12 protein-coding genes are annotated in these 12,425 nt (G+C 55.8%); 7 read left to right on the top strand and 5 right to left on the bottom strand.

Annotation, left to right across the window (positions count from 1 at the left end; all coding sequences use genetic code 11):
- Positions 1 to 231 precede the first annotated feature (231 nt).
- The 6 genes from WA429_RS04865 (at position 232) to hydA (ending at position 6,873) form a co-directional block, all read left to right on the top strand.
- On the top strand, positions 232 to 1,098 hold the full coding sequence (locus WA429_RS04865; protein ID WP_068517972.1) for a nitrilase-related carbon-nitrogen hydrolase: 867 nt from the start codon (positions 232 to 234) through the stop codon (positions 1,096 to 1,098).
- A 259-nt stretch (positions 1,099 to 1,357) separates the two neighbouring features.
- A complete protein-coding gene (locus WA429_RS04860; RefSeq protein ID WP_068517997.1) occupies positions 1,358 to 2,149 on the top strand; it encodes an ABC transporter ATP-binding protein in 792 nt (263 codons plus the stop codon).
- Positions 2,139 to 3,068: an ABC transporter permease gene (locus tag WA429_RS04855; protein ID WP_068517973.1), complete on the top strand. Its 930-nt coding sequence runs from the start codon at positions 2,139 to 2,141 to the stop codon at positions 3,066 to 3,068. Before WA429_RS04860 ends, WA429_RS04855 begins: the two co-directional genes overlap by 11 nt.
- The gene (locus WA429_RS04850) at positions 3,065 to 4,222 is read left to right on the top strand and encodes an ABC transporter permease (RefSeq protein WP_068517974.1); all 1,158 of its coding nucleotides are present in this window, start codon (positions 3,065 to 3,067) and stop codon (positions 4,220 to 4,222) included. The genes WA429_RS04855 and WA429_RS04850 overlap by 4 nt, the downstream gene beginning before the upstream one ends.
- Positions 4,223 to 4,283: 61 nt before the next feature.
- Entirely contained in the window at positions 4,284 to 5,270 is a 987-nt protein-coding gene (locus WA429_RS04845) for an ABC transporter substrate-binding protein (RefSeq protein ID WP_068517975.1), read from the top strand.
- Between the two features lie 151 nt (positions 5,271 to 5,421).
- Positions 5,422 to 6,873 carry a dihydropyrimidinase gene (gene hydA / locus WA429_RS04840; protein WP_287465849.1) on the top strand — a complete coding sequence of 484 codons (1,452 nt, stop codon included), beginning with the start codon at positions 5,422 to 5,424 and terminating at the stop codon, positions 6,871 to 6,873.
- Between the two features lie 93 nt (positions 6,874 to 6,966).
- On the opposite strand, the gene sugE is transcribed toward hydA, so the two are convergent.
- Positions 6,967 to 7,287 carry a quaternary ammonium compound efflux SMR transporter SugE gene (sugE, locus tag WA429_RS04835; protein WP_068517976.1) on the bottom strand — a complete coding sequence of 107 codons (321 nt, stop codon included), beginning with the start codon at positions 7,285 to 7,287 and terminating at the stop codon, positions 6,967 to 6,969.
- 261 nt (positions 7,288 to 7,548) lie between these two features.
- Here sugE and WA429_RS04830 point away from each other — a divergent pair, with 261 nt between their 5' ends.
- A complete protein-coding gene (locus WA429_RS04830; RefSeq protein WP_336107183.1) occupies positions 7,549 to 8,196 on the top strand; it encodes a molybdenum cofactor guanylyltransferase in 648 nt (215 codons plus the stop codon).
- Positions 8,197 to 8,198: 2 nt separating this feature from the next.
- Here the strand turns inward: WA429_RS04830 and WA429_RS04825 are convergent, their stop codons facing one another.
- The 4 genes from WA429_RS04825 to WA429_RS04810 form a co-directional block, all read right to left on the bottom strand.
- On the bottom strand, positions 8,199 to 8,987 hold the full coding sequence (locus tag WA429_RS04825) for a hypothetical protein (RefSeq protein ID WP_336107182.1): 789 nt from the start codon (positions 8,985 to 8,987) through the stop codon (positions 8,199 to 8,201).
- Between the two features lie 148 nt (positions 8,988 to 9,135).
- Positions 9,136 to 10,020 (bottom strand): tetratricopeptide repeat protein, encoded by an 885-nt coding sequence (locus WA429_RS04820; RefSeq protein WP_287465852.1) that lies wholly within the window; start codon positions 10,018 to 10,020, stop codon positions 9,136 to 9,138.
- A 232-nt stretch (positions 10,021 to 10,252) separates the two neighbouring features.
- Positions 10,253 to 12,007, bottom strand: a complete 1,755-nt coding sequence (locus WA429_RS04815) for an ABC transporter substrate-binding protein (protein ID WP_068518000.1) — start codon at positions 12,005 to 12,007, stop codon at positions 10,253 to 10,255.
- A 139-nt stretch (positions 12,008 to 12,146) separates the two neighbouring features.
- Complete coding sequence (locus WA429_RS04810) at positions 12,147 to 12,419, bottom strand: DUF2160 domain-containing protein (RefSeq protein ID WP_068517979.1); 273 nt, start codon at positions 12,417 to 12,419, stop codon at positions 12,147 to 12,149.
- Positions 12,420 to 12,425 lie beyond the last annotated feature (6 nt).

Below are 12,425 nucleotides of genomic sequence, written 5' to 3'. Positions count from 1 at the left end.
GTTACCCCTTCGCCCTTGCGGGCGAAGGGCGGCTTGCCGGACTGATAAAAACCAAATGGTCCGGCAACGCCACGGAGGAAACATCTGTTTCGCGATTTTTTCGATCGCGTCCCTTCTGGGAATAGACCCGCATAAAACAAAACAGGGTCTTTGGGGGCGCGTTCGGACATAAGTCCGTCAGACCACAAAAGTGGCAAGGACATAAAATATCAGATCAAGGAGGTATCTCGGATGTCGATGCTGAGAGGCGGCCTGATTCAAATGAGCCTTAAGGGTTCAACCGATCAGACGCCTGAAGAAATCCGCAAGGCCATGATCGAGGCACATCTGCCCCTTATTGAAGAGGCGGGCAAAAAAGGTGTGCAGGTCCTGTGTTTTCAGGAAGTTTTCACACAGCCCTATTTCTGTCCAAGCCAGGACAAGAAATGGTACGCCGCGGCGGAAAAAATCCCCGATGGCCCGACCACACAGCTGATGTGCGAACTGGCAGCCAAATATAAAATGGTGATTGTTGTTCCGATCTATGAGGAAGACATTACCGGGGTGTATTACAACACCGCTGCCGTAATTGACGCCGACGGTACCTATCTTGGGAAATACCGCAAAACCCATATCCCCCATGTCGCCGGTTTCTGGGAGAAATTTTTCTTCAAGCCGGGGGCTTCGGACTGGCCGGTCTTTGAGACCCAGTATTGCAAGCTTGGTGTCTATATCTGTTATGACCGCCACTTCCCGGAAGGCTGGCGTGCGCTGGCACTCAATGGGGCGGAATATATCGTCAACCCGTCTGCCACGGTTGCCGGGGTTTCGGAATATATCTGGAAACTCGAACAGCCCGCATCGGCAGTGGCCAATGGCTGCTTTATCGGGGCGATCAACCGGGTCGGGCGTGAACAGCCATGGGATATCGGCGAATTTTACGGCCAAAGCTATTTCGTCAATCCGCGCGGCGAAATCGAGGCCCAGGCATCCCGCGACAAGGATGAATTGCTGGTCCATGACATGGACATGTCGATGGTGCGCGAAATTCGCAATAACTGGCAATTCTTCCGGGACCGTCGGCCGTCGACCTATACGCGCCTGACGGACGGAAACTGATTTCATGATACTGGCGAGCGGGCAAAGGCCTGCTCGCCGTTTTGCTTTGACCGACCGGCGGGCAATGCTCCGCAATCCCGGCAATGACCGGGCAGACGCAACACATCCGTCTGATCAGATGTCGGCAAGGTTCAGGGCAACGTCCCTGAGGGAGGCTTCCGTAAAGTTGTTCCAGAAAAGACATTTCTGGTTCCGAGAGAGACATACGATCAGGGGAAACCCCATGACGCTAAAACAAGTCGTCAACAATGTTGCCGAGATGCCCGCATCAAAGGACGCCGTTGTTGATATCAAAAATCTGTCGCTGACATTCCAGACGGCCGATGGTCCGGTTTATGCGCTTTCCGATGTTGATCTGACGATCAATGAAGGCGATTTCGTATCCTTTATCGGCCCGTCGGGCTGTGGCAAGACCACGCTTTTGCGCGTGATTGCCGATCTGGAAAAGCCGACCGGCGGCGATATTTCCATCAATGGTGTTTCGCCCGAACAGGCGCGGGAAAACCGGGCTTATGGCTATGTGTTTCAGGCCCCGGCACTCTTGCCGTGGCGTTCGATTGAACGCAATGTGACCCTGCCGCTGGAAATCATGGAGATTTCCAAGGAAGAGCGCATCAAGCGTGCCCATGACGCGCTTAAACTTGTTGAACTGAACGGCTTTGAAAAGAAATTCCCCTGGCAGCTTTCCGGCGGGATGCAGCAACGTGCATCGATTGCGCGTGCGCTGTCATTTGATGCCGATCTGCTGTTGATGGATGAACCGTTTGGCGCGCTTGATGAAATCGTGCGTGACCATTTGAACGAACAGCTTCTGAAATTGTGGGCGCGCACCAACAAGACGGTGGCCTTTGTGACCCACTCGATCCCCGAGGCGGTCTATCTGTCGACCAAGATTGTCGTCATGTCGCCGCGTCCGGGGCGGATCATTGATGTGATCGAAACCGATTTCCCGCGTGAACGTAATCTCGATATCCGCGAAACGCCGGAATTCCTCGAAATTGCGCATCGGGTTCGCGAAGGTTTGCGCGCGGGGCACAGCAATGACGAGTAACACCGCCACCATGACCGGGTCCCTTGCCGGACCGTCGATCTGGTCGCGCATGATGGCGGGACAGACCGGTCCAGTCTGTGTTGTTCTGATTGCGCTGTTTGTTCTTTGGTATGTCGGGGCGGTCTTCATGAATGCGCCGACCCAGATCGACAAATATAACCGTGCCGATCAGACCTGGACCACCAGCCAGCTGATCGAAGATACCCTGGCACAGGAACGCCCGATCCTGCCGGCCCCCCATCAGGTGGCCCAGGAAATGTATAAAACCATCTTTGCCACCAAGATCACGTCAAAGCGCTCGCTGGTCTATCACAGCTGGGTAACGCTTTCCTCGACGCTGCTTGGTTTTGGCATTGGCACCATTCTTGGCATCGTTCTGGCGGTGGGCATTGTCCATGTCATGACGCTTGAAAAAAGCCTGATGCCGTGGGTGATTTCATCGCAAACCATCCCGATACTTGCCATTGCCCCGATGATCATCGTGGTTCTGGGCGCCATCGGGATCAAGGGCGTGGTGCCCAAGGCGGTGATTTCGACCTATTTGTGCTTCTTCCCGGTGACCATCAGCATGGTCAAGGGCCTGCGGTCGCCGCAAGTCATCCAGCTTGATCTGATGCGGACCTATAATGCCTCGAAATGGCAGACCTTCTGGCAGCTTCGTCTGCCATCGGCGATGCCATACCTGTTTGCCAGCCTGAAAGTGGCGATTGCCATCAGTCTGGTCGGGGCCATTGTCGGTGAATTGCCGACCGGCGCACAGGCGGGGCTTGGGGCACGTTTGCTTGCCGGCTCCTATTACGGACAAACCATTCAGATCTGGTCAGCCCTTCTGACCGCGGCCTTTGTTGCGGCGATGATGGTGGTGATTGTCGGGTGGTTTGAGCGCCGGGTTCTGGCCCGCATGGGGGTAAAGTCATGACCCCGATGAAACTTGACAAATTCTGTCTGGTTGGCGCGATTGCAGCGCTTCTGGCGCTGATCTTTCCGCTGGCCGGGATTGATCCCGATACCGGTAAACAGGTTGCCTTTGTCGGCGATATTCCCGGTCTTGCCATTGCCATGGCGCTGTGTGTGATTGCCGGTGCGGCTTTCACATGGCTTGGCGTGCGCACCGTCATCAGCGGGGCGGTCATTCTGGCGGTGGCGGTATTTGGGTGCAGCCAGGCGATCGCGACCCTGTATGATTACGGGGTGGCCGGATATGCCGGAACCGGGTTCTGGTTGTTCATCATTTCGCTGTGGGCTTTTGTCTGGCGCGGGATTGATGTGATTGCCAATTACCGTTCGCTTGAAATGGCCAAACAGCAGGCGGCCAATGTGATTGTGCCGGTGGCCTTCGGGGTCTGGTTGCTGTTTGTCTGGGAAGTCGTGGTATCGGGCTTTGGCGTGCCACAGGTTCTGTTGCCCCCGCCCAGCATGATCGGGGTCCGGTTTGTGACATCGACCGATATCATGGCGGCGGACTTCTATCAGACCTTTGTCAAGGCGGTACTGAGCGGCTATGTGCTTGGTTGCGGGTCGGCCTTTGTCATGGCGATTGCCGTTGACCGTGTGCCGTTCCTCAAACGCGGTCTGTTGCCGCTGGGCAATATGGTTTCGGCCCTTCCGATCATCGGGGTCGCCCCGATCATGGTGATGTGGTTCGGCTTTGACTGGCAATCAAAGGCAGCGGTCATTGTGATCATGACCTTCTTCCCGATGCTGGTGAATACGGTGACCGGGCTGAATGCGGCGGGGAAACTTGAACGCGACCTGATGGCGACCTATGCGTCGGGCTATTGGTCGACCCTGTTCCGGTTGCGGTTGCCCGCGGCCATGCCGTTTGTGTTCAACGCACTTAAAATCAATTCCACGCTTGCGCTGATTGGCGCAATCGTCGCCGAATTTTTCGGCACCCCGATTGTGGGGATGGGCTTCCGCATTTCGACCGAGGTCGGGCGGATGAACATCGACATGGTCTGGGCAGAGATCGCTTTGGCGGCCCTTGCGGGGACCGCCTTCTATGGGGCCGTGGCTTATATTGAGAGAAAAGCGACGTCATGGCATCCATCATTCCGGGTACGTCGCCATTAAAGGCACAATCAAAGACGACCCGCCGGGAGGACTTGACTACAACCTGAGGAGACATCGACGAATGAAGAAATTGTTTGCGACTGCATTAGGGTTGAGTTTCGGTCTGACATCGTTTTCGGCGATGGCAGCAGATGAAGTAACCTTGCAGCTTAAATGGGTCACACAGGCCCAGTTTGCCGGGTATTACGTGGCCCTTGATAAAGGTTTCTACGAAGAAGCCGATCTTGACGTGACCATCAATCCGGGCGGCCCGGACATCGCCCCGCCACAGGTGATTGCCGGTGGCGGTGCCGATGTGATCATTGACTGGATGCCATCCGCACTTGCATCACGTGAAAAGGGTGTGCCGCTGGTCAATATTGCACAGCCGTTTGCCAAATCGGGCATGATGCTGACCTGTCTTAAGGAAACCGGTGTCGAAAGCCCCGATGACTTCCCGGGGCGTACCCTTGGTGTCTGGTTCTTTGGCAACGAATATCCGTTCCTGAGCTGGATGTCGAAACTTGGTATTCCGACCGATGGCGGGGATAAGGGCGTTACCGTCCTGAAACAGGGCTTTAACGTTGATCCGCTGCTTCAGAAGCAGGCCGATTGCATTTCGACCATGACCTATAACGAATACTGGCAGGTGATTGATGCCGGTATTTCGGCAGACGACCTTAAGGTCTTCAAATACGAAGACCAGGGCGTCGCCACCCTTGAAGACGGCCTTTATGTTCTTGAAGATAATCTCAAGGACCCGGCATTTGTCGACAAGATGGCGCGTTTCGTTGAAGCCAGCATGAAGGGCTGGATGTATGCGAAAGAAAACCCGGAAGAAGCTGCCGGCATCGTTCTGGACAATGATGCAACCGGTGCACAGACCGAAAAACATCAGGTCCGCATGATGACGGAAATTGCCAAGCTTCTGGGCGACAGTGCCGCCCTTGACGAAGCAGCCTATCAGCGCACCGTCGACAGCCTGCTGTCGGGTGGGTCTGACCCGGTCATCACCAAGGAACCGGAAGGTGCCTGGACCCATGTCGTAACCGACAAGGCGTCGATGTAATCCGATCATGATCGGCCCGGCGGCGATGTGTGACCCGCCGGGCTGACCTCCCGATTTTGTGTTTGAACAAGGCCCGGACCCGTCCGGGAAAAGGGTGAAATGCCGGGATGGCCCGCAACTTTTCGCCAAACAGACAGACAAGGAGCCACCCATGTCCATGGTTATTCGTGGCGGAACCATTGTTACCGCCGATCTGACATACAAATCCGACATCCTGATCGAAGACGGCAAGATTGCCGCGATCGGAGACAACCTGACCGGGGACAAGGTGATTGACGCCGATGGCTGCTATGTGATGCCCGGCGGGATTGATCCGCACACCCACATGGAAATGCCCTTTATGGGGACCTATTCCGAAGACGATTTCGAAAGCGGCACCAAGGCCGCGGTTGCCGGTGGCACGACCATGGTGGTGGATTTCTGTCTTCCGGCACCCAATCAGTCGCTGCTCGAAGCATTGCAGGCCTGGGACAACAAATCTTCCAAGGCGGTTTGTGATTATTCCTTCCACATGGCGATCACCTGGTGGAGCGAGCAGGTCTTTGACGAAATGAAGACCGTCGTGCAGGAAAAAGGCATCAACACCTTCAAGCATTTCATGGCCTATAAGGGGGCCCTGATGGTGGATGATGACGAGATGTTTGCATCCTTCTCGCGCTGTTCGGAACTGGGCGCGATGCCGCTTGTTCATGCCGAAAACGGCGATGTGGTTGCCACCCTTCAGCAGAAATTGCTGGCCGAAGGCAATAACGGCCCCGAAGCCCATGCCTATTCCCGCCCGGTGGATGTCGAGGGCGAGGCGTGCAACCGTGCGATCATGATTGCCGATATGGCCAATGTGCCGCTTTATATCGTGCATGTATCGTGCGAACCGGCCCATGAAGCCATCCGTCGCGCACGCGCCAATGGCAAGCGCGTGTTTGGCGAACCGTTGATCCAGCACCTGATCCTTGATGACAGCGAATACAAGAATGCCGATTGGGATCATGCCGCACGCCGCGTCATGTCCCCGCCATTCCGCAGCAAGGAACATCAGGACGGGCTTTGGAATGGTCTGGCATCGGGCAGCTTGCAGGTGGTGGCGACCGACCATTGCGCCTTCACCACCGAACAGAAACGCATGGGTGTAGGCGATTTCACCAAAATCCCGAACGGTACCGGTGGTCTTGAAGACCGCATGCCGCTTCTGTGGACCTATGGGGTCAATACCGGTCGTCTGACCATGAACGAGTTCGTGGCGGCAACCTCGACCAATATTGCCAAGATCCTGAACATCTATCCGCGCAAAGGTGCGGTTCTGGTCGGGGCGGATGCCGATCTTGTGGTCTGGGATCCCAAGGCCTCGAAAACCATTACCGCCAAACATCAGCAATCGGCAATCGATTACAACGTGTTCGAAGGCATCGAGGTCACCGGTCTTCCGCGCTACACCATCAGCCGCGGCCGCATTGCCGCCGAAGAAGGCGTGGTTCTGGCCAAATGCGGCGACGGCGAATTCATCGCCCGCGAACCTTATCCGGCGGTCAACAAGGCCCTTTCCAAATGGAAAGAAATCACATCCCCGCGCAAGGTCGAACGCAAAGGCATCCCGGCCGGCGTCTAGGCCGCGATTGGGCAGGTTGAAACAGAAACGGGGCAGCCAGTGGCTGCCCCGTTTTGCATGTATCGAAAATGAATGTGCTGATGGCGACCGCGATCAGGCCGGGCTGAACAGTTTCAGCATCACGATCCCGCCAAGGATCATGCAGATCGCAATCAGGCGACCGACATTGGCCGGTTCACCGACCATGAGGATGCCAAAGATTACGGCACCAGCGGCACCTATACCGGTCCAGATCGCATAAGCCGTTCCAATCGGAATGGAACGCATGGCGATTGAAAGTAGCCAGAAGCTGGCTGCAATCGCGGTAATGGTCAGGGCGCTTGGGATGGGCTTGGTGAAACCTTCAGTGTATTTCAGACCAATCGCCCAGCAAATTTCCAGAAATCCGGCAATAACCAACGCTGTCCAGGCCATGGGGGCCTCCTGTCTTGCGGGGCCGTCCCCATTGATTGGATCAGGAATACCGGTCGTCCGGTATCGAGGTGGAAAGTCGAACTATCTGTAACCAGTCTAATTCAATGACTGCAGTGCGACAATTTAAAAATGATGCGATGCAGCATTGTTGTTTAGTCATGAATGTGCCTTTGTCACAATACGAAAGATGCATGCTGCCAAGCTCTGGATTATGATGAGGTCATCAAATTAATTGCCCCAATTCAAAGGTTTGCTGACGTTGTGACGAAATCTGATCAAACCCGCTTTTCTATGATCGCGATCGCCGGTCTTGTTCTGGCCGGTGGGGAAGGGCGGCGTATGGGGGGGGACAAGCCGTTTCGCCAGATTGGCGGGCGCCCACTGATTGCGATGGCCGTTGAAAATGCCGGGCGGCATTGTGACCCCGTGATGATTTCATCAAACCAGCCGCCCGAAGCATTTGCCGCATACAAAGCAAATGTGGTGGCCGATATCCCCAAGGCCGGGCAGGGGCCGCTTGGCGGGGTTCTGGGCGGTTTGACGGCATTGCCCGACGGGGTCGACTGGCTGGTGACTTTTCCGGTTGATTGCCCGGTGGTGCCTGATGATATGGCAGCCAAGCTGGTATCGGCGGCCCTTGATGCCGGGGTTCGGGCGGCTTTTGCCCGGCATGGCGATCGTGATCATTATCTGTCATCGGCCTGGCACCGTGAAAGCGCGCCGCTGATTGCAAAATTGCTGGCTGATGATGATCGCCGGGTGCGTGCCCCGTTGCAGGCCCTTGCCGCGGTTGCGGTGACATTTCCCCGTCAGGAAAGCGATCTTTCGATGTTTGCCAATGCCAATACGATTGATGATCTGGCCGAACTTGAAAAGATGCTGGCAGCCCGGCCGTCAAAAGGTATGTGATTTTAATGTGCGGGTTCTGACCAGCGGGTATAGAAAGCGTGAATTTCGCGGCGATTTTCCGGGTTGGACAGCAACAGATTTACCGCATCAATGATCTTTCGGGCCTGCTGTTTGTCACCGCTGCATGACACCGGCAGGGGGCGGCGCGGCACCCCGACAATCGGCACAGCCACAGTGTCACGGTCAAGCTGTGCAGTTTCGCGATAGTAGTTCACATTGACCTCATAGGCGATGAACCCATCAATGCGGCGGACATCAAACAGCCGAACAACCATTTCGGTCGTGCCGGCACTTTGGGTCATATGGGCGTTTAAAAAGTCATTGATGCCGGGTACCAGTCCCTCGTCAAAGCGATAGCCCACCGATATGCCGATCGACAGTTTGTCCTGACCGGCCAGAAGCCCCAGATCAACCGCCCCGTCACGCATGGCAAAGCGCAAATCAGGCAGCTTTTCCGGGGCGATGAACAAGTGGATCGGATGCAATTCCATCACCGGGTCGGAGAACAGCATATATTCGCTGCGCAGCGCACTTTCGAACAGAAAGTTCGAACAGATGAATTGCCCCTTGGCCATTTCATCAAGGACCTTGGGCACCGGCATCACACGTATCTGGTGGTGAAATTCGGGAAGATGGCTGATCAGCCAGTCGGTCGTGCGCTGCAAATAGCCTTCGCCAACGGACGGGCCTTCGGTGATTACTGCCGGGGCAGAAGGCACCTGTTGCCAGATGATTTCAAGCGGAACGTGATCGGATGCCTTGGCATCCGGGCTTGAAACTGCACAGCTCATTGCCAACAAAAGACAGATCGCAGTCCATCTGAAAGTTACAATAAATCGTGCAAACCGTTCCACACCACATCCCCGGATAAATCTACCCGAAGTATGTGTGGATTCCGGTCATTTTATCAAGACAAGAGATGCCCGCGCCCTGACAAATTTACCTTACGGCACAGGGCTTCCACGGGGTCCATGGCTGATAGTTTTCAAAGAATGTGGCAAGGAACTGGTCGACCCGTTCGCGGTTGGCTGCGCGGTCCTGTTCGCCAAGGTCCTTGTCAAACTTTGCGCAGTTCTTTTCAACCGCATCTCCGATGGATTTCCAGTCGACATGTTCGTTATGACCGGGAAGGCCGGTGGCAATCGCACACCAGCCAACGGCCTCTGCAGTATCGTCAACTGACCGTGCTTCTTCGGCAAGATAGGCCGCGGCCCGCATTTCACCACGCTGGGCGGCAGAACGAAGATATTGATACCGGCCGCTGTCGGTTTTGGTGAAACGGTTGGCAAGAAGCGTTGCCGCACGCGGATCGCCAAGTTCCCATGCTTTTTCAAGCAATGCCTTGGCATCATCGGCTTTGCCCTGATCAAGCGCGTCAAGGGCCAGCCAAAGCATGGCCTGTGTTTCGCCCTGATCGGCACTTTGTTGATAAAGCGCCCGGATCTGGTCGGTCGGGGCGCCGGATGCTTCGAGTTTGCGGGCCATGATGATGCTGGCATCGGGATGCCGGTTGTCGGTGGCCTGTTGCATCATGTCCCAACCGGTTGCCTCATCGGCACTGACACCCGCCCCGTTGATCATCTGACAGGACAAAAGATATTGCGCGGTGGCATCGCCGTTCCGGGCAAGCGGGGTAAAAATTTTCGCCGATTTTTCGAAGTTGCCGTGGCGATAGGCCGAAACACCTTCATCAAGCATCGACCCGGCAGATGCCGGTGCCGACAGGGATACATGTCCGGCAAGAATAAGTGCCAAAGCGCACAGGGATCGGCGCAACAGTTTGGTTTGCGGCATCTTTGAAAATGGATCGGTCAGATATGTCATGAAGGTCGGAACCCTGTGCCTTGTTTGCAAATCCGGGCGGAAAAAGGCGGGACCGGCTTTCCGCCAAAAAGGGGAAAGTCAGTCCCGTAAGGTGCGCTCATTGCAGGGAGGTAAAAAGCATTGCAAATGTGACTGTGATGAAATGGATGGCTGAAAATCGATCAAACAATAAAGCGATATCGGGGACGGCCGGGGATGAAAAACACCCCCGGCACCCCCAGTAGTGTGGCTCCTAGTTTTTCTGAGCCGCACGCCATTCCGCGATCAGATCGTCATATTTGACGGTCTCACCCTGCGGTTTTTCATTTGCGAGTTTCGCTTTCGGTGCACCGGGCTGGTCGAACCAGTATTGTGCATCACGTTCTTCGTTCAGTTTCGGTGCGCATTCGCCACCGATGCCTGCACGTTCCAGACGCTGAAGAACACGGTCCATCGAGGTCGCAAGGTTATCCATTGCTTCCTGCGGGGTGCGTTCGCCGGTTACAGCTTCGGCAACGTTCTGCCACCAGAGCTGAGCCAGTTTCGGATAATCCGGAACGTTGGTACCGGTCGGCGACCACTGGACACGGGCCGGGGAACGATAGAATTCAACCAGACCACCCCAGTTCGGTGCGATATCGGTCATTTCCTGGGTGTCCAGGTCAGACTGACGGATCGGGGTCAGACCGGTCAGGGTCTTTTTCAGCGATACGGATTTCGAGGTTACGAACTGCGCATAAAGCCATGCAGCTTTGCGGCGCTCAAGCGGGGTGGACTTCATCAGCGTCCAGGAACCCACGTCCTGATAGCCAAGCTTCATGCCTTCTTCCCAGTACGGGCCGTGCGGGGACGGGGCCATACGCCATTTCGGCGTGCCGTCTTCGTTCACAACCGGGGTGCCTTTTTTCGCCATGTCGGCGGTAAAGGCGGTGTACCAGAAGATCTGCTGTGCGATCTGGCCCTGTGCCGGAACCGGACCAGCTTCGCCAAAGGTCATGCCAGCGGCTTCTGCCGGGGCATAGGCCTTGAGCCAGTCGATATATTTGGTCAGGGCGTAAACAGCCGCCGGGCCGTTGGCCGCACCACCACGGGTCACGCTTGAACCGGCCGGTGCGCAGCCTTCAACGCGGATGCCCCATTCGTCAACCGGAAGACCGTTCGGAAGGCCCTTGTCGCCAGCACCTGCCATCGACAGCCACGCATCGGTAAAGCGCCAACCCAGCGACGGGTCCTTTTTACCGTAATCCATGTGGCCATAGACTTTTTGACCGTCGATTTCACCGACATCGTTGGTGAAGAATTCGGCGATGTCTTCATAAGCCGACCAGTTGACCGGAACGCCAAGGTCATAGCCGTATTTGTCTTTGAACTGCTTTTGCAGGTCTTCACGCTGGAACCAGTCATAGCGGAACCAGTAAAGGTTCGCGAACTGCTGGTCAGGAAGCTGATAAAGCTTGCCATCCGGGCCGGTGGTGAAAGACAGACCGATGAAATCTTCAAGATCAAGGGTCGGGGAGGTAACGTCTTTGCCTTCGCCGGACATGAAGTCGGAAAGCGGCACAACCGCGTCATAGCGCGAATGGGTGCCGATCAGGTCCGAGTCATTGATATAGGCGTCATAGATGTTACGGTTCGACTGCATCTGGGTTTGCAGTTTCTCGATGACGTCACCTTCACCAATCAGGTCATGGGTCAGGTTGATCCCGGTGATTTCCGAGAAAGCCTTTGCCAGAACCTTGGATTCATATTCATGCGTGGTGATGGTTTCGGACACCACGTTGATGTCCATGCCACGGAACGGCTCGGCTGCCTTGATGAACCATTCCAGTTCGGCCATTTGGGCATCCTTGCTCAGGCTCGACGGCTGAAACTCGCTGTCGATCCATTTCTTGGCCGCGTCAGTATACTGGTCAGCCATGGCCGGGTTGGCCAGTACAGCAAGACCAAGAGCGACTGCAACGGCACTGCCTTTAACAACGCTCGAAGCGCCTTTGGCTTTAACGATCATGTCGTTTTCTCCCTGGTTGTCTTCCTTTTTGCTCATCCGGATCAAACCCGGTCATCAACGGCAGGGGAAGACAGACAACCCGCCGCGACGAATATCAAGGGAACTGCACTGTGACAGATCACAGCGCCGTTCCCCGGGATCATCCCCAGCGCATCACAATGATGAGCCAGGCCAGTGCGATCACCGAACCGACCCAAAGGGCGATGTCGGTAAAGGCCAGCCATCCAAGATGGATATAGGCCGCACCCAGTAGACTGATGAAAAGGCGGTCACCGCGCGTGGTGGTCAGCGGCAAGAAGCCGCGCCGCGGGACGGTTGGTGATACCGCCTGCCAAATTCCCATTCCGATCAGCATCAAGATGATGCAGCTGAAAAACACAGCGGTAATCGGGGTCCAGGCCATCCAAGACATGTTGAT

This window comes from Thalassospira sp. CH_XMU1420-2, assembly GCF_037029325.1.
Classification (GTDB): domain Bacteria; phylum Pseudomonadota; class Alphaproteobacteria; order Rhodospirillales; family Thalassospiraceae; genus Thalassospira; species Thalassospira povalilytica.
Note: the sequence above shows the minus strand (reverse complement) of the source record. Positions and strands in the feature narration are given on the sequence as shown.